At 53.0% G+C, this 17,939-nt stretch carries 16 protein-coding genes and 1 pseudogene; 9 read left to right on the plus strand and 8 right to left on the minus strand.

The features are described from left to right. Positions 1-133 precede the first annotated feature (133 nt). The 3 genes from tnpC to tnpA form a co-directional block, all read right to left on the minus strand. Positions 134-1,723, minus strand: coding sequence for an IS66 family transposase (gene tnpC, locus A3OW_RS0115650; RefSeq protein ID WP_020564393.1), 1,590 nt, complete (start codon positions 1,721-1,723; stop codon positions 134-136). 74 nt (positions 1,724-1,797) lie between these two features. Continuing rightward, the gene (tnpB, locus tag A3OW_RS25180; RefSeq protein ID WP_020564394.1) at positions 1,798-2,148 is read right to left on the minus strand and encodes an IS66 family insertion sequence element accessory protein TnpB; all 351 of its coding nucleotides are present in this window, start codon (positions 2,146-2,148) and stop codon (positions 1,798-1,800) included. After that, complete coding sequence (gene tnpA / locus A3OW_RS27235) at positions 2,136-2,429, minus strand: IS66 family insertion sequence element accessory protein TnpA (protein WP_083918224.1); 294 nt, start codon at positions 2,427-2,429, stop codon at positions 2,136-2,138. The genes tnpB and tnpA overlap by 13 nt, the downstream gene beginning before the upstream one ends. Positions 2,430-2,512: 83 nt before the next feature. Between tnpA and A3OW_RS29240 the strand changes: the two are divergent. The 3 genes and pseudogenes from A3OW_RS29240 to A3OW_RS27940 all read left to right on the plus strand — a co-directional run. Continuing rightward, a pseudogene (locus A3OW_RS29240) lies at positions 2,513-2,638 on the plus strand (IS256 family transposase); the annotation flags it as partial. Beyond that, positions 2,625-3,392: an RHS repeat-associated core domain-containing protein gene (locus A3OW_RS27240; protein WP_232422451.1), complete on the plus strand. Its 768-nt coding sequence runs from the start codon at positions 2,625-2,627 to the stop codon at positions 3,390-3,392. The pseudogene A3OW_RS29240 and the gene A3OW_RS27240, both read left to right, overlap by 14 nt. A gap of 191 nt (positions 3,393-3,583) precedes the next feature. Beyond that, entirely contained in the window at positions 3,584-3,793 is a 210-nt protein-coding gene (locus A3OW_RS27940; protein ID WP_157385916.1) for a hypothetical protein, read from the plus strand. A gap of 537 nt (positions 3,794-4,330) precedes the next feature. Here A3OW_RS27940 and A3OW_RS0115675 read toward each other — a convergent pair. Continuing rightward, positions 4,331-5,185 (minus strand): YicC/YloC family endoribonuclease, encoded by an 855-nt coding sequence (locus tag A3OW_RS0115675; protein ID WP_408605655.1) that lies wholly within the window; start codon positions 5,183-5,185, stop codon positions 4,331-4,333. A 51-nt stretch (positions 5,186-5,236) separates the two neighbouring features. Between A3OW_RS0115675 and A3OW_RS0115680 the strand changes: the two genes are divergently transcribed. Next, positions 5,237-6,136 carry a serine/threonine protein kinase gene (locus A3OW_RS0115680; RefSeq protein WP_020564398.1) on the plus strand — a complete coding sequence of 300 codons (900 nt, stop codon included), beginning with the start codon at positions 5,237-5,239 and terminating at the stop codon, positions 6,134-6,136. A 149-nt stretch (positions 6,137-6,285) separates the two neighbouring features. Here A3OW_RS0115680 and A3OW_RS0115685 read toward each other — a convergent pair whose 3' ends face one another. After that, positions 6,286-6,618 (minus strand): hypothetical protein, encoded by a 333-nt coding sequence (locus A3OW_RS0115685; RefSeq protein WP_020564399.1) that lies wholly within the window; start codon positions 6,616-6,618, stop codon positions 6,286-6,288. Between the two features lie 330 nt (positions 6,619-6,948). Between A3OW_RS0115685 and A3OW_RS0115690 the strand changes: the two genes are divergently transcribed. Further along, positions 6,949-7,677: a DUF3581 domain-containing protein gene (locus tag A3OW_RS0115690; RefSeq protein ID WP_020564400.1), complete on the plus strand. Its 729-nt coding sequence runs from the start codon at positions 6,949-6,951 to the stop codon at positions 7,675-7,677. A gap of 97 nt (positions 7,678-7,774) precedes the next feature. After that, the gene (locus tag A3OW_RS0115695) at positions 7,775-8,518 is read left to right on the plus strand and encodes a DUF72 domain-containing protein (RefSeq protein WP_020564401.1); all 744 of its coding nucleotides are present in this window, start codon (positions 7,775-7,777) and stop codon (positions 8,516-8,518) included. A 95-nt stretch (positions 8,519-8,613) separates the two neighbouring features. Here the strand turns inward: A3OW_RS0115695 and A3OW_RS0115700 are convergent, their stop codons facing one another. Further along, positions 8,614-9,636, minus strand: a complete 1,023-nt coding sequence (locus A3OW_RS0115700) for an IS701 family transposase (protein WP_020562072.1) — start codon at positions 9,634-9,636, stop codon at positions 8,614-8,616. Positions 9,637-9,923: 287 nt separating this feature from the next. Here A3OW_RS0115700 and A3OW_RS0115705 point away from each other — a divergent pair, with 287 nt between their 5' ends. From A3OW_RS0115705 to A3OW_RS25185, 3 genes are read left to right on the plus strand one after another with little or no spacing between them, the layout of a single operon-like run. Then, positions 9,924-10,400 carry a hypothetical protein gene (locus A3OW_RS0115705; RefSeq protein ID WP_020564402.1) on the plus strand — a complete coding sequence of 159 codons (477 nt, stop codon included), beginning with the start codon at positions 9,924-9,926 and terminating at the stop codon, positions 10,398-10,400. Then, positions 10,397-13,360 carry an HsdM family class I SAM-dependent methyltransferase gene (locus A3OW_RS0115710; RefSeq protein ID WP_020564403.1) on the plus strand — a complete coding sequence of 988 codons (2,964 nt, stop codon included), beginning with the start codon at positions 10,397-10,399 and terminating at the stop codon, positions 13,358-13,360. The genes A3OW_RS0115705 and A3OW_RS0115710 overlap by 4 nt, the downstream gene beginning before the upstream one ends. Next, positions 13,357-14,028 (plus strand): hypothetical protein, encoded by a 672-nt coding sequence (locus A3OW_RS25185; RefSeq protein WP_020564404.1) that lies wholly within the window; start codon positions 13,357-13,359, stop codon positions 14,026-14,028. Before A3OW_RS0115710 ends, A3OW_RS25185 begins: the two co-directional genes overlap by 4 nt. 189 nt (positions 14,029-14,217) lie before the next feature. On the opposite strand, the gene A3OW_RS0115720 is transcribed toward A3OW_RS25185, so the two are convergent. Together A3OW_RS0115720 and A3OW_RS25190 are read right to left on the minus strand one after the other, a co-directional pair. Beyond that, positions 14,218-15,693 (minus strand): RimK family protein, encoded by a 1,476-nt coding sequence (locus A3OW_RS0115720; protein WP_020564405.1) that lies wholly within the window; start codon positions 15,691-15,693, stop codon positions 14,218-14,220. A 203-nt stretch (positions 15,694-15,896) separates the two neighbouring features. Beyond that, entirely contained in the window at positions 15,897-17,840 is a 1,944-nt protein-coding gene (locus A3OW_RS25190) for a glycoside hydrolase family 17 protein (RefSeq protein ID WP_020564407.1), read from the minus strand. Positions 17,841-17,939 lie beyond the last annotated feature (99 nt).

The raw sequence follows: 17,939 nt of genomic DNA on the forward strand, positions 1-17,939 counted from the left end.
TGAAAGTTGTGGATGAAGAGATGAGGAAAGCGGCGTATTCTTGATGGTCTTCGAGGTCATCATCCTAACAGAGAGGAGCGAATACGCCGTAAGCGTCTAGCCGTCCCACATCGTCGGCTGTTCTGGTTATGATTTAATCCGTGACAGCGAAAGGCAGCAGTTCGTCAATGCGGCTGTTGGGCCAGGTGGGGAGTTTTTCCAGGATATCTTTTAACCAGGCCGAGGGATCGAGGCCGTTGAGCTTGGCGGTGCCGAGCAAGGTTTGAATGACCGCCGCCCGTTGGCCGGCGCGTTCGGAACCTGCGAACAGCCAGTTCTTTTTACCCAAGGCAATCGGCCGAATGCTGTTTTCGACAGGGTTGTTGTCGATGGGCAAATCACCGGTTTCGGCGTAACGCCTCAGCGCGTCCCAGCGCTTCAAGCTGTAATCAATCGCTTTGGCGGTGGCACTGTTGGGCGCGGTGGTCAGTCGGGTCTGTTGCAGCCAATCGTGCAGGCCGACCAGTGCCGGCCGGCTTTTCTGGACGCGCAAGGCTTGGCGCTCAGCAGGCGTTAGGGCACGACCTTCGGCTTCGATCGCATACAATACGGCGATGCGGCTCAAGGCTTCTTGCGCGATCGGACTCTGACTGGCCTGGAACAAGTCGAAGAATTTCCGCCGCGCATGCGCCCAACAGGCCAGTTCAACACACGGTTCGATTAGGCGTTGATCCTCGGGATGCGCACGGGCGGCCGCAAACAGGGCTTTGTAGCCGGCGTAGTCATCGACCACGAGGTAGCCTTGCCAATCGCCTAGAAACTGCCCGGCATGCCGGCCGCTGCGGCCGGCTTGATAATCGAAGACGAGGATCTTCGGCCCCGGTTGCAGGTCATTGCTGCGGTAGGCCCACAGGTAGGCTTTCTTGGTTTTGCCGTTGCCGGGATCCAGTTGCGGCACTGGCGTCTCATCGGCATGCAGGCAATCGCGTTGCAAGAGGTGCCAGGTCAATCGATCGGACAAAGGCTGCAAGGCCACGCCGAGGCGCCCGACCCAATCGGCCAAGGTGGAACGGGATAAGGCAACGCCGTCGCGGGCGGCGATTTGCTCCAAGCGATACAGCGGCAGATGGTCCTGGAATTTGCTGATCATCACCCAGCTCAACAAGCCGACCGCCGCCATCCCGCCATCGATCACCGCCGGCGGAATCGGCGCCGCCGTCACGGTTTCGCAGCTCCGGCAAGCGTACTGGGGGCGGATATGTCGGTGCACGAAAAACCGGGCTGGCTCGACATCCAGTTGCTCGGTCACATCTTCGCCGATCTGGATCAAGTCCCGGCCGCATTGGCCGCAAGTGCAGGATTCGGGTTCATGCCGGTGTTCGATGCGAGGCAAGTGAGACGGTAACGGTTGCCGGCCGGCGCGTAAGCGTTTGGGGCGAGCGACAGTGTCGCAAGGTTCGTCCTGCAGTTGCTCGACTTCGGCATCGATGGCCGAAATATCCGTGTTCCAGGTTTCCTCGAACACATCCCGCTGCAGCGGCGCCCAGGCTTCGCTTTGGGTACTGAAACGGATGCGCTTGTAATAGGCCAACTCGTGCGTCAGCGCGGCGATTTTGACGTCTTTGCTCTGAATGGCTTTGGCATCCCGCTCAGCCTGCTCGATCAGCGCTTGAATCAATGCGGCTACTTCGGTTTTTGCCGAAGGCTCCAGGTTCAACTGATCGAGTTTGGCGAGGGGGTTCATGGCTGTCATTATACCGTATGAACCCTCTGAGCGCCTTGATTTTATTGAGTTTCATCGGTTTTTAAAGTTTCACCTTACACCCGCCATTCTGCTGACGGTTGTGCCGATAGCCGTTGCCAGTCGACGCCGGCGGCTAACCAGTGCCACTGCGCCTGACTGATCGCAAACACCGCTTCATTGGCTTTAGGCCATACAAAAACCCCCTGGTGCAGACGCCGCTGACAGAGCCAAACCCCATTGCCGTCCCACAGCAACAGGCGTAACCGATTGCCGGCACGGTTGCGGAAGATAAAGGCCGATCCGGCGCCCGGCGAATGTCCCAGGCTCTCCTGGACGATCGCGGTTAAGCCATCCAGGCCACGGCGCATATCGACCGGCGCCACCGCCAGCCAAATCTGCGCCGGACTTGCGATCAGGCTAGGCATCGTAACAGCTCTGCCAACCAAACGGCCGAAACGGTCGCGGGCAACTCCAGCCGGTGACCTTGGCGACACTGCAGCACCAGACGCTCGATGGATGGGGCTGCGTTTTCAACGTGGACCGGGATCAAGGCCAAGGGCGGGACGCCTCGACCCTTGCGGTAATCCGATAGTCGTGCCGCAAAGGTACGACTGTTAAGGCTGTGTTGCCGGCAATAAGCCGACTGCTTTAAATCACTGCTTTGCCAAGCTTCGATATGATCGAGCCATCGTTTCGATAATGCCATGATTCATCCTCGCCAAAAATAACAAGGATGAACTGTCCGGTAGTGCTTGAACAGATGGGACGGCTAGACGCTTACAATACGCCATGAGTGAAGATACGGTAATTTCACTAAAAAATCCAGGGTCCCCCGGTTCGGTAGCCGACGCCCTGACAGAGATTTTGCGGGAAGGCGCACAGCAGTTGCTTGCGTCCGCGATTGAGGCGGAAGTCAGAGGGCCGTAGGCTGGGTTGGAGCTTTGCGGAAACCCAGCATATCCGCATCCCTAAATGCTGGGTTTCGTTCCTCAACCCAGCCTACGGCCCTGACCACCTCAATGCGCCCAGGGTAATCCTGAATAGTGCCAACACCCCGGTCTGGCGCTGGGATGCTACGGACGCCTTCGGCACCGTCCTGCCTAATGGCGACCCGGACGGGGATGGCCTCCTGTTCGAATACAACCTGCGTTTCCCTGGGCAGTTTTACGATAAGGAAACCGGCTTGCATTATAACTACTACAGGGATTACGATTCGGTCACGGGACGCTACATCGACAGTGACCCGACTGGCTTGGCGGGAGGCATTAATGCTTATGCTTATGCCTATGTCAATGGAAATCCGGTGAATCTGACCGATCCGAATGGGTTAATGGCTATTCCAGCAGCTCGTGCAGCCGCCGCCGCTATTCCCGCCGCCGTTTGTGCTGTAGCTCCCTCGGTGTGTCAAAAAGCTGCTCAGGCTGTGTCGAATGCCGTTCAAGCTTGCCGGAATGCAATGCATAGCGAGGCTAGCGATGATGCTCAGCCGAATGAAAAAGATCTCACCAAGGTAAAAGAGCGAGAAGGAAATAAAGTTGCTCAGGAAGCTGGTTATCAAGATGCGAAGGATGGTCGAGGTGAAGGTGGTGTAGACATCTATCGTGACAAGACGACTGGTGACTATTGGTTATGGAATGGCGTCAGAGGAGGCGAAAAAGAAAGATTATGACTTTAAGACGGGCTAGATCAATATCATTAACCTTTAGAGGATTCGAATTGACTCCACAGGAAGTCGAATCCTTTGTGGGTGTGACTGCAACTAGGCTTGGAAAGCAAGGTGAGCCAGTCAAGCCGGGTGTCAAGACATTGCTAAAGCGGCCTATAGTGAAGTACTCGTTAGAATTTCCCTATGGATGCAGAATGGCTGAAATGATTCCTGCGCTTGTGCAACATCTTGGTGGAATAAGCCACCTTTGCAAGGTTCGAGATCGAGTGTTGCCTGAATTTTTTGAGATTGATATTGTTTTGCCTATTAAAGGATCAGAAGAACAAGAAGGGGGCTCTTTACCTTCAGAGGTTATTGCTGATCTGTACACGTTGCGAGCAAGCCTTTCCTTTCAATTTCTATAAAACTGTTCAACGCGATGACACTGCGTAGCAAGGGCCGTAGGCTGGGTTGGAGCTTTGCGGAAACCCAGCATATCCGCATCCCTAAATGCTGGGTTTCGTTCCTCAACCCAGCCTACGGCCCTAAAGAAATGTTGGGGACGTTACACTAGAAAGTAAGATAAGTAGGTTTGCATAAAAAGCCAGGTAAAATCAGACAGAGGGGGCTGGTTGTAGAGAGATAAATGAAATATGTGAAAGGCTTGACCGAAGCGGAACAGCGCTTAGTGCGAGAAGAGTGCAACTTCGGGTCGATTGCAAAATGCCGAAAACTTTTCAAATAGAGCCGGGGCAGCAGTTTCTCCAGAGTCTGGGTCCGCCTTAAGCGACGGCAACAGAGCCAAGGTAAGCGGAGCTTATCTTTACAGTCGTGACCAGGGGACCGGCACCTCAATCGTTCCGATATCGGTTGAGCATGCCTTCGTTTTGGGCCCATGACCCTTCTCGCCGTAACCGAGTTTACCGGCGGTTCCCGCGGACAGACCGCGACAACCCGAAACATCACTCAATATTCTGTACCTGTTCTCGCATCTGCTCGATAAGCACCTTGAGCTCGATCGAAATCTGGGTCGTTTCCTTGTCGGCGGACTTGGAGCCCAGAGTATTGGCTTCGCGGTGCAGTTCCTGCATCAGAAAATCCAGTCTTCGCCCGACCGGCTCGCGCTGCCTCAGGACTCTCAGGACTTCGTTGATGTGAGTTTCCAGCCGGTCCAGTTCTTCGGCAATATCGAGTTTTTGAGTGATCAGGACCAGTTCCTGCTCAAGGCGCTCGTAATCCGGCTGGGCAACCAATTCGGCCACTCTGTCCCGCAACCGGTTGCGAATCAACTGCAGCACTTCCGGAATGCGCTTCCTGGCCGAAGCGACATGGCCCAGCATGGTCTGGCAACGCTCCTCGATCATCGCTTTAAGCTGCGCCCCTTCTCTTTCCCGCACTTCCAGCAATTTCGCCAGGGTTTGTTCGACCAGGGCGGTGATTTCTTGAGCCAGTTGCTCCCTGCCCGCTTCCGGTTCCTGCTGAATGCCGGGAAAGGCAAGCACGTCGAGCGCCGAAAAGGACGAGAGCCCGGGCATCAGCTCTTCGATTTGCCGGGTCGCTTCCAGCAGCGCGGCCACGGCGTCGCGATTGACCAGAAAACTGGCTCCCGCCCTGGCCTGTTTTCTGTAGCTCAGGCTGCATTCCACTTTGCCCCGGTGGATCTTGTCGGCGATCCGGGAGCGAATGTCGGCTTCCAGGAAACGCATGCGCTCGGGGAGCTTGACCGTGATATCGCTGTAACGGTGATTGACCGACCGCATTTCACAATCTATAGTTAAATCGCTGATTTCCGCTTCACTACCGGCAAATGCGGTCATGCTTCTAATCATTAAACACCTGTTCTGGCTGGATTCTAATTCAAAATAAAAATGATTGAATATTACGATCCGGAAACATATCCCAAAGAATGGAACTATCTTCAGAGCGGGACCATTATAGACCAGTACATGATCGAGCGGGAACTGGCGCACGGCGGCTTCAGTTCGGTGTATCTGGCCCGGCAGATGGCCGATCAGATCCAGGTCGCCATCAAGGAGTATCTGCCCCGAAAGCTGGCGCATCGGACCTGGAATAACGTGGTTGTAGCCAACAGTGAACAGACCCAGTCCTTGTTTCGGCGCGGTAGAAGCCTTTTCTTTGAAGAAGCCAAGGTACTGGCAACGTTAAAACATCCCAATATCGTCGAAGTAATCAATTTTTTCGAAGCCAATTCGACCGTTTATATGGTAATGGTCTACGATTACGGCATCACGCTGGACAAGATCCTGAAAAATAAAACCGTGGCCGTCACCGAAGACTTTTTGAGGGCGGTGTTCGGCACCCTGCTGGCGGGCGTAGGCCATATCCACAGCCATCATGTGCTTCATCTCGACATCAAACCGGCCAACATTCTGGTCCGGCCCGGCAGCGATTCCTTATTGCTCGATTTCGGCGCCCTGCAAACCTTTCCCCATTCGCAACTCAGCAAGCAGATCAAAATCCTGACCAAAGGCTTTTCCCCCATCGAACAGTATCACCAGAACGCCAGAATGGGTCCCTGGTCGGACATCTACGCGATCGGCGCCAGCATGCGCGCCTGCATCGAAGCCAGGACGCCGGTTCCCGCGCCGGAGAGGGTCCGTCACGATACCCTGGTCTCCGCGGTCAAGGCCTTTAAGCGCGGCTATTCCGAACCGTTTTTGAAAGCGGTCGACTGGGCAATGGAACTGAATCCTAAAAACCGGCCGCAGTCGGTTGCGGAATTGCAGGAGGCGCTGGCGGGAGAGTGAAGGTTTCTGCTAACGAAAGCGACTCTTCATGCGGAATGACGGCGGGTCGAATCCAGCTCTTTCCGTTATCCCGGACTCGGCCCTCCTGTAGGCAAAAAAATGAAGTCCTTAAGGTCCCGGCCGCAAGCGGCACAGGAAATTCTTATCCACTATTTCTTTTTATAAAAATTAGCGGTGTAGCAGGACATCAGCGCTCCCCTGACCATGGCTATATCGTTTTGCTTGTAGAGTTCGCTGCTCTTATCGCTCAAGGTAGGCATGAGATTCTTGGTTGAATCGGAAATGTCACTGTTGCCGAACACCGCATCGGCCACGCAATTGCAATAAGAGTCAGCCTGATCCGCAGGACGCGTGGCACTTTCCTGTTTTATACAGTTATTGACGAAAACCGGCTTCATCTTGTCCGTATTACCCTTTTCCCTGTTGCATGCCGACAAACCGAGACATAAAGCGGCCATAAACACTGCAAGTTTCTTATTCATTTCATTCCTTATAGTCGTTTTTATTATGGAACAGTGGTATTCATTACCGATTAACCCAAAGGAGGGATAAGGTGCTGGTCCGAAGATCCTGTCCGCAAGAAAAAATATCAGGATAAATTAATTTCACATCCCACAAGCTCTGACGCATGCGGAGTATGAAAACATCATTATATCCTGGCAGGCCCCGGAGCAATCAAGATTGTAGGCCATCCGCAAAAAAAGCCGGAGTCGAAACCGGACTTGTCCCGTAAACTGAAAGCTTGGAGATTCCGCATAAGTGAAACAGTATGGTAGAATTAACCCGTTTCACCCAAATAATAATATAACATTATGTTTCTAAAAGAATTTTATGGAATTCAGGATGGCTTTGTCAGCATTTCAGCCGAGCAGGCCAGCATGTTCGCCAAAGAAGTAGCCCATGATTTCAACCCTTTGCACGACGTGGATGCAAAACGTTTTTGCGTTCCCGGCGATTTGCTGTTTTCACTGGCCTTGGAGAAATACGGCCTGAGCCAGAACATGCACTTTATCTTTTCGGGCATGGTCGGGCATGGCGTCCTGCTGGACTTTCCCGCCACCGATGCCGGCCGGCTCGACGTGAACGACCAGCAAGGCAAGACCTATTTGCAGATCGAACGGTCGGGCGACGTGAGCCGGGATTCGGCCTTGATCGAAAGCTTTGCTCGCGACTACGTGGCTTTCTCGGGACAGAATTTCCCCCACGTGCTGGTGCCTTTACTGGCCCGGGAAAACGTCATGTTCAACCTGAACCGGCCGCTGGTGATTTATGAAAGCATGACCCTGTCGTTCGATCGTCTTGATTTTCGGCAGGCGTCCGTGGAGATGGCGGCACCGACAATGGAAGTCAACGGCAAGCGCGCCTCGGCTTTGTTACACTTCCTGATCAAGACCGGCGAGACTACGGTTGGCGCAGGCTTTAAAAAACTGGCGATCAGCTTGACGGGTAGCTATGAGTCTCAGCCGATGCAGGCCTTTGTCGATGACTATCTGGCCAGGAAAAACGGCTATTTGAGTAATTTAGGGCGTTTATCGCATTAATACTGCCCGAACGAGCGTTTTCTCCCAACCTTGTCCGGAACCTGTTTCCTTTCCACTTGAATGAAATGAGTGAAAAGCCTCGACGTCAGCTTTTAATATGCAAGCGCTACATATCGGCACCAGCGGCTGGAGCTATCCGGAATGGCAGCACACTTTTTACGCCGGCGTTGCCCGAAAGGACTGGCTGAAATGCTACGCCGAGCGATTTTCCGCGGTGGAAATCAACGCCACTTTTTATCGTCTGCAAAACCCCGATACGTTGACTAAATGGTTCAGCGGCACCCCGCCGGCGTTCAAGTTCGCAATAAAAGCCAACCGCTACCTGACCCACAACAAAAAACTGCTCGATCCGGAGCCGTCGATAGCGATCGAAAAACACCATGCCGAAGCGCTCGGCAACAAACTGGCCGCCGTGTTATGGCAACTGCCCGGCTCGTTAAAAAAAGACCCGGCCCGGCTAAAGGATTTTACCGATGCCTTGCGGCAATGGCCCGAAGCGCGCCACAGCATCGAATTCCGGCACTCCTCGTGGTTTGATGACGAAACCGCCGATTGCCTGGCTCAAGCCAATATTGCCGTTTGCCTGTCCGACGCCCAATCCTGGCCGATGTGGGACCGTACCACGTCGAACCTGGTTTATATTCGTCTGCATGGGCATACGAGAACTTATGTTTCTTCCTACAGCCAACCCGAACTGGCCCATTGGGCCGGGCGCATTGCCGGGTGGATTATCCAGGGCAAGGAGGTGCATGTTTATTTCGACAACACCGCCGAAGGCGCCGCGCCTCTTAATGCATCTGCTTTGCGGGCTCTGGTGGAAGACTGTTTAAAAGCGGCGTAGCAAGGCCAACTGATGCGATGATTGAGATATGCCGATGCGGTAGAAAAGTTGTAATACTCCAGACGTGACCGGACATATTTAAACATCTGCAGGACTTACGCAAGGCTCATGCGTAGAGATGGATTTCTGAGCTGTTGGCAGAGGTAGTCATCGAGTAGCTTCTGTTTCAATTGATAGACCGTCCGTCCCGAGGTGTAGGCCAATTGCTTCAGTCGAACCCAAACCAGGAAAGCGCAGGCAATATGATTGCGCTGAATGCGGGCAGAGCGGCACTGGCAGCGTTCCCTTCCGGTGACCTGTTTGCCTTCGCGGTGCAGTTGCTCGATCTTCCAGCGATAGCCGCACGCCTGTTGTGCGGCCGCCGTGGAATGCTGAGTGGGCTCGTTGGTCACGACCCAATCCGTGCGGTGGGTGGACACCTCAACCCGGAACAGGTGCACCTTGTGGTGTTTGGGAAAGCCTCTGATCTTGATGGTTTTACCGTGCGCCCGCTCGGTCGGGCTCCAGATCAGCGAGTCGACCCGTTGGTAAGGTCGCTCGCCGCCGGAATCATCCACTTGGCGGTTAGCCTTGAGCGGACAATAATAGACTTTCTGCAAGGATTCGATGAATAACATCAGGTCTTTCGTGGCGTACCAGCTATCCATCAGCACGGCGTGAAACGGCAAACGCTTGTGATGCACGGCATTGCCGAGCATGTCGTGGACATGATCCAGTTTGGATTGGCCGTCGCCATCGGGATCGTAGAGCCGGTAGTCGATCAGCCAGAACTGATCCAACTCCGGATTGACATAGACGCAGGTCACGACGCCGATACCGCGAATCAGGCCATGGGCATTGCCGCTGTACTGGTGACGTACTAGGGCAATCTTTCGGGAGAAGTCCTTATCCAGCACGGTGTCGTCGAAGATCAGGTAGCCGGCCGGTGTGAGGACGATGTCGTTGCGGACGTTGTCCCATATCAGCCGCGGGGTCATCCGTTCTCGTTGCAGGTAGCGGTTGATGGCATCGTGGCTGAAGGTGTCATGGTGATCGGCAAAATAGGTCAGCGTATAATTGATCTGGCTGACCAGCAGAAATTGGCAATAATCCAGGCGAGTCATAAAAGATTTGATCATAACTTGATGTCGCTTTTGACCTCAGTCTTTGATTCATGTGCCTTCAGCGATCAGATATTTTGCGTAAGTCCTGATCTGTTTAGATTAAACTTGACACTGACAGTCTGAGTTCTGCCACAAGCAGTCCTTCAACTCTGATTATTACGTTATGACTGATATAAAAAATAATAAAATTATGGGGCAGTAGACGAAAGATATGACTTTGCTAATTATAGTTACGGACTCTTGTTGCACAGCACGATTATATAAGTAATAATTGCATTATTTTCATGTTGTAGACAACGAGAATGCAAGTTGTAACTACCATTCAATTTACTCAAGAACAGGCACGAGCCTTGACTGGGGTATCGGTTGAGACTGTTCGTCATTGGCGAAAAACTATTCCATATCTTGCAACCAAGAGTGGCAAATCCTCTCGCTTCACATTTGCCGATCTCATAGGTTTGGCTGTAACAAAAACCCTGGTAGGTTCTTTAGGCGTCCATATTGCCACTTTAAGCGGTGGCATTGACGCACTTTTTCGGATGCTTCCCACCATGGGGCCAGCCTCATTGAATCAGGGTATCGTTTTAGTTACAGCAACCAACGCGTTACTTTACAATCCGGAAGTTGATCAGTTAAATCTTCTATCATCGGCACCTGCATTAATGATTCCTCTTGCCCCTTTAGTATCGGATATTCAGCAACAAGTGCTACCGACCACGCTGTTTTCGCATCAGTTAGAGCTCCCGTTCCCGCCTATTGTAATACGGGGGAAAACGTGAGCGCGGCAACACTGCAACAGGTTCTAGCGGCCACAGGATTTCTACCTGATGGGTTGCCTACTCCTGGTTTATATTTTGGACAGGAGGCTCAGAGGTTACGCCGTGGCCGAGATTTTTCCCCCGATGCACTCTGGCGCAGCCCATCGTCGCTAACCGTCTACTTCAAGTTCGAACATACGACTCCTACTGATGCGTTGGTCAGCAAATGGCGCCGCGAGGTTTGGAATGAGGGATTTGCACCCTTACTGTGGGTTATTTCTCCTGAAAGTATTGACCTTTATAACGGCTTTGGTGCACCAATCAAAGAAGGAGACACTCAGAAATATTTAATTCATTCCTTTAGGAATATTGAAGCGTCTCTTGGTGAACTGGATGCACTGGCCGGGCGAATATCATTTGAGACCGGCCAGTTTTGGGCACAAGCGCCCACTGTTAATCGTAAAACTAGTGTCGACCAAAAGCTGTTGTTAGACTTGGCATATCTGGAGAGCGATCTCGTCAAGACCAATCTTGAACGCAATGTGGCACAAGCCCTGATTGGGCGCGTGATCTTCACCCAGTATCTAATTGATCGGGAGATTGTCAGCTCTAAACTCTTAAAAGAACTTTGCCATCATGCCTCGCTCCCAACGATTTTGCGTGATTCTAAGGCAACAGAACTGCTCTTTACTTGGCTCAGTCAGACCTTCAACGGTGATATGTTTCCACCATCATCGGCCAGTGATACACCAGCTATTAGTCACCTTTCGCGCGTCGCTGATTTTCTGGAAGCCGTCGATCCATTGAGCGGACAGATAGACCTGTTCCCTTATCAGTTTGACGTGATTCCTGTTGAACTCATAAGTTCGATCTATGAGCAATTCGCTCATGCCGAGCCGCGAGTAGATAATCGGCGCTCCAGTGAAGCCGTCAATAATGGTGTGCATTATACTCGCCTGTCCCTGGTGTCTTTGGTGCTGGATGAAGTCATGGATGGATTGACAGGAAATGAGTCTATTTTGGATTTGACATGCGGCTCCGGTGTGTTTCTCGTCGAGGCGCTACGCCGTCTTGTACACTTGCGGGCGAATGGACAACAACCTACCCGCGATTTAATTCGTTCAACTCTCTATAATCAGATTTACGGGGTTGATATCAGCGAGGCGGCTGTGCGTGTGGCCGCCTTCAGTCTCTATTTAGCCGCACTTGAAATCGATCCCGATCCACAACCACCACATTCATTGAAGTTCCAACCCCTTATCGGTAAAACATTATTAATTGGAGATGCCCATACCGTTGGGCAAAGCGGGGACGGCAAAGTCGTGTTGACTACACCTACAGGTTTGAAGCGATTCGATGTCATCGTTGGCAACCCTCCATGGAGCTTCAAGGGGCACAATGGAACCGAAGCACGCCGTAAGATGCGCGCCGCTGGCGTTCCCGCACAGCCGCGGGGTGAAGGTCTCGACTTCATGTTGCGTGCAGTCGAGTTCTCGCATGAAAAGACTCGCTTTGGCGTGGTTCTCAGTGCAATGCCATTTTTCAGCCGAAGCAATACGGGCATGGCTGCGGCGCAGTATGTCATGCAGCTTCTTGCGCCAATAACATTAGTGAACCTATCGAATCTATGCGGTTGGCTATTCGCCACAGCCACGATGCCTGCTGTTGTGCTGTTTGCTCGGCATCGGCCACAACCTTCAGACCAAGTGACGGTTGTGCAAATCCCATGGACTGCCAGCGGTGCGAAAACTCATTCTTTTGAAGTATCGCCAAGCGACATAATCAAACTTACGATACCCGAAATAAACGCGCGACCGATGAAGTTGAAGGCGGCAGCAATAGGATGTAGGCGTGATATGGCTCTACTCGATTCGTTAGCATCATCACATTCTATGCTAGGTGCTCAATTAGCGACCTTGGATGCTGAGTTGAATGTCGGCCTGATTCGCGGCTTGCCAAACAATCAGACTCGTGACGCACGGGCGTTAAAGGGTTTGGAGTTGTTACAAACACAGGACATCAGACGGTTTCAGATACCGAATGCGCTTCCCTTATTCAACTTATCTAATGCGCAAAGACCGAGATCGCGAGACATCTACCGCGCCCCCATCCTCATAGTTAAAGAAACATTGAGTGAGGGGCCTCGTGCGATTGTCGCGGTGGCTGATCGTGATTTGGTCTTTACTAACGCATACTTTGGTGCATCGATGCCAGTTGCTCACCGCCAGTCTGCGCATCTTCTCGCTGCGATATTAAGTTCATCGCTTGCAAGTTGGTTCTTTTTGATGTCCGCGTCAGAGTTCGGTGTCTGGAAACGACGTTTGCTTCAGCATGATGTCACACTGCTTCCAACTCCAGACCTGAAGGCATCCGTAAAGTCGGAAGCTGGCAAGCGACTGTTACAAATCGAGGAAAATCTACAGCATAAGGTCTGTACAGAAGAAGATTGGCATGTTCTGGACAATGCGGTATTCGATTTATACGCCCTTGATGAGCCAGATCGTGTGATCATCCGAGATGGTCTGTATCGTGCCAGTTGGCAATGGCAAGCTGGTAAAGAAAGCTCTGTCGCAAGTGCTAGTGTTCACAGCGATATTGCACAATATGCTGAAATTTTCTTGACGGTTATTAGTGATTGGCTTTCGGCTCGTAACAAACGACATATGCGAGCAGAGATTTTCAATCTGCCAAAGTATTCTGCTCTCAGAGTCGTTCGTTTTGTGCTTGAAGACGGCCCAGGCAATACAAGGGTGGATTTGATTGAGACGAATGGCGAACTAAATGACATTCTGAATAACATCGGCAATCGTCTAAAGGTCAAGCTGGCTACCGCTCTTAGCGGACAACGCGAATTGCGGATTCATGGGCGAAATGAGGTTGTAATCATAAAGCCAGCTTCGCGACGATATTGGATGGGGATTGCCGCGCTGGAAGATGCCGATGCCGTAGTCGTCGAGAGCTTCATGGGGGGCAATGCTTGAGAATTCCCTATGAAACTGCTGCTCCACTTGGCAAAGAATTCATTGATCTGGGGCCAGAGATTACAGCAGTGATCCTACGTACACTGGTTGCTGGATGGCAGTATGCTTGTGGATTCGACGATGTCAACGCACAGGCAGGCGAAGTTCTGATGACAGAACGCTTGCGCGATGGCATGCGATGCAAGCTGAAATCAAACGGACATCACTGGAAAAATCTGCTAGTAATCCTTCCTGGCACCGAATCACGCTCTAATAGCGCTGTCGTGATTCCCGATGGTCGAACCGATATCCCTCTATTTTTGATCGAAGTGTTCTTGAGAACACAAGAGCACGACCCTCATGCAATAATAGAATGCAAACGCATCATTGGCATAGATAGACATTTGTGTCGTGAGTACGTGGTGGAAGGCATTGACAGGTTCCGAACTGGAAAATATGGTCGGAACCATGCAGTGGGCTTCATGGCAGGCTATTTGTTAACTGGAAACGGAGAGGAAGCTGCGGCTGGAATAAATGCATATCTGACGCGCACTAAGCGCGAATCAGAGCATCTCGAATCTGATAATATCTATAAAGATGCCCTAACTTGGAGTAGTAAGCACCCACGGTCGGGACCGTCTTCTCCTATCCACATGCACCACGTCTTTCTTAACTTTCTAATTCAATAACCCAACTTCATTGGATTGGTCTTAGTTACTCTGCAAGTCGATTTTTAACTTTCACAAGTTCTGCTCCGCCAACATATAAAAGACGGCTTTGGATCAAACTCTGCCTCTCAATGTTATATTTATCCAGATTACTTTTTGAAATCATCCGGTCAAGCCCCAATTTTCACACCTTGTTCTTTTGATGTCACCCTACAACCCCTTGCTCCGATTCTCCATCCGCCTTAAGAATTCGGTCAGTATCAGCCGGTACAGTTCGTCGCCCAGATATTTGTCTTCGATGCCGCTGTCGACGTTGGGATTGTCGTTGACTTCGATGACGTAGCCCTTGCCGTTTTTTTCCTTGACGTCGACCCCGTAAAAGCCGTTGCCGATCGGCTGGGTGGCTTTCAGGGCGGCTTCCAGCACGGCCTTGGGCACTTCGAAAGTCGGCAGCGTGTCGAAATTGCCGCTGTCGGTGCGCTTGCCGCCGTGGCGGTAAATCTGCCAGTGGTTTTTCACCATGTAGTAGCGGCAGGCGTAGAGCGCCTTGTTGTTCAACACGCCGATGCGCCAGTCGAAGTCGGTATACAGGAATTCCTGCGCCAGCAGCAGGGCCGACTTTTGAAACAGCTCGTGCACCTTGACGTCCAGCTCGTGCCGGTTGTGCACTTTGACGATGCCTCTCGAAAAGGAACCGTCCGGAATTTTAACGACCACCGGAAAACCGGCCTCGGCTTCGAGCTTGTCCAGATGCGCCGCATTGCCCCGGTGCAACAGCCAGGTCTTCGGTGAAGGAACCTTATGCGTGCGGAACAGGTCGGCCAGATAAACTTTATTGGTGCAACGTAGCATCGAGGTCGGATCGTCGATGACGACCAGGCCTTCGGCCTCGGCTTTTTTCGAAAAGCGGTAGGTATGATGGTCGATCGCCGTCGTTTCGCGGATAAACAGCCCGTCGAACTCGGGCAGCCGCACGTAATGCTGCTGGGTGATCAATTCGATGTCGATGCCCAGTTGCCGGCCGATATTGATGAATTTTTTCAGCGCGCCGCGGTTGCTCGGCGGCATTTCTTCCTCCGGATTGAACAAAATGGCCAAATCGTAACGCGCGGTCTTGCGGGCGCGTCCCTTGCGCCAGACTTTCTTGCTGAACATGTCCAGGGCATCGGCGAACAGAGTCTGCTCGGATTCATTCAGAGTTCTATGGGATACCGCTTTCAATTCGGTAATTTCCCACTGCTGGCCGAAGAAGCGCAAGGTAATCTCCAGCACCGGACAGGAAAACCGCTCGAACAGCAGCCTTGCCAGCTCCTGAAATTCCGCCTCCGGCGTCGTTCCGAAATAGCTCAGCAGGGTGATTTCGCCGGTTTTATTTCGGCTTTTGAAGGCTTTGGCCAACGTCTGGGACAGATCTTCCAGTTGCAGCCGGTACAGCGCCTTTTTGCCGAGGTCGTTGAGCACTTTCACCGACGGGATGACGTGGTGCCCCCGCGCCTCGGCCAGCAGCGAGCAGTAATAGCCGTCGGAGAGATAACGGTAGCTGCTGCACAGATTGATCACCCGGACCCGCTGGTCGGGATCGACTTGCTCGAGGACCAGATAATTTTCGAAAGTGGTTACCTGCTCGCTGGGGTAATAGGGATTCCAGTCGGAAAGATCGTCAACTACCAGAATGGTACGCGCCATAGTATGGAGTGTCCTGAATTAAGTCGGCTAGGGAGGAAGGAATTGTCGGATGAGGATAAAACTAATCAAGCCGGCCTGAATGCGGGCTGAACCCGGCCCCTTGTTGGCGAAAGCGCCGTCCGCCGGAAAACGCGCTCGAACCGCAGAGGCCGACCCGGGGTTACGGTGAAGCGGCCGGATCATGTGTCATAGGCATTTGCCTTTCATTTGCTTTCGGGAGAACGCCAAGTGTTTAATGCCGCGCCTGAAACCTTGATTTTGCCTTCCTCACGAATCCACAACGGCGCGGCCAGAATCAGCAGACCGGCCAGCCACAGCAGCAATTGGCCATTGGTGAGAGTGTAGATCAACGACGTCAGCAACCTCTTGCCGAAGTCGGGATAACTTTCGATAAAATCGTGGCCGACCATGAAGGCGTAAGTCTCTCCTGCGATCTGGAACGGTACCATCAGAACGAGTATCCAGGCGATGAACCGAACCGGCAGCAAAATCACGGCGGCGGCGATCAACAGAGCCCAACCGAGCAATTGGCTGCTGGTCAGGGTAGACATCAACGCCGCGTATGTCCGGTCGGCCAGGACCGGATACGCTTCCGGATAATTGGTGCCGAACATCACCTGCACGGTCTCCGCAGCGACCAGCAGAAAGCCGCACACGATCAGCACCCGACTCGCAACGCCGGCGTGGTTTTCCGAAAGAGATTTTGCTCCGAACAGCCCGTTCGGCTCCAGAACGTCCGGAAAATTCGATCGCTGGCTGAAACAGCGAAACCAGGCCAGTGCCAGAATGCCCGCCACCGGAATGTACAGGACCGGATAAGGGATGTTCAGATAGCGTCCATGCAGCGCCAGAGCCTGGGACTGAAAAATCGCGATGGCGACGAAGCCCAGCACCAGATAGCGGATCCAGAGGCCCACCGCCGGGTTTCCGGCCCGCTTGCCCAACAAATCGAGCCCGCGCCGAAACATCAGCACGGCCAGCGCCGAGCTCAATCCGGCCATCAGCACGGCATGGATCCGCTCCATATCGTCGTAGCTGGTATACCAGTAATCGCCGAACTGTTTGACCAGCAAGGCGCTCAGCACCTGAGCAAAACCGGTCAACGCCAGCAGCTTGAGCGGAGACAGCGGCAAAGTCCGTTTGACGTGGAAAGCCATGATGCCCAATGTAATCAAGCCGGCGTAAAACAAACGCAGCGGCCAGGAAGGATTTTCGGTAACTTTGCCGGTCAGCGGAAAAATCGGATTCCGCCCTACCGAGAACAGGCCCCAATTGGCCCCGACCACGCCTTCCAGCTTGCTTTTCCAAGGCTGGTTGAAGGCCTCGACGATATTGTAGTCGAAACCGTTCTTGCCGGCCACCTGCACCAGGGAGCGGATGAATCTGGCTTCGTTGACGACGCTGGGCACCGCCCAGCCGCGCTGCCGCCCGGCGCTCGGCCAGCCGGATTCGCCGATCAGGATCGGCTTGCCGGGATAAGCTTCGCGGATTCTGCGGTAATTCTTTTCGATGTGAGCGGCGGTTTGTTCGACGGTCAACGGCTCGTCTTCCCAGTAAGGCAGAATATGCACGGTAAAAAAATCCACTTCCTGGGCGATTTCCGGATAGCGCAGATAAAAAGACCAGACGTCGGCGTAAGACACCGGCTGTTTGACCGCCTTTTTGACTTGCCGGATGTACTCCAGAAGCTGCTGCGGATCCATCTCGCCGCGCAAGAGCACTTCGTTGCCGACGATCACCCGCTCGATGACGTCCGGATAGTCGTTCGCCGCCTTGATCAACTGGGCGATTTCGGCGCGGTTTTCATCCTCGATCGTGGGACCGCCGAGCCATGCGCCCTGAATCAGTTTCAGCCCGTGTTTGCGAGCCAGGGCAGGCACGTCCTGAAGACCGCTGAGACTGGAATAAGTGCGGACGGTATGCGTCTTGTCCGCCAGCATGCGCAAATCCTCATCGATTTGTTCGTGGGTCGGATAGACCCGAGTCAACGGACTTTGTCCTTCCCGAAAAGGCGCGAACGACACGCTGTTCAGCTTGCCCTGAGGAACGTCGGGGCCGACGTCCTGAGGAAGATTGGCCAGCCAGGAAAACAGAGCGTTCAGGGCGACGACCAGCAGGACAAAGAAAATGAGTCTAGGGAATTTCATAATATCCGATAAGGAAGGGACGATGGGATTCGAACGATATCATAGCTTATTCGGGCCGGCGGCTGCAAAACTCACGCCGCCGCCACGGATCGTTCCGTT

The sequence above is a fragment of the Methylosarcina fibrata AML-C10 genome (assembly GCF_000372865.1).
Taxonomy (GTDB): Bacteria; Pseudomonadota; Gammaproteobacteria; order Methylococcales; family Methylomonadaceae; genus Methylosarcina; species Methylosarcina fibrata.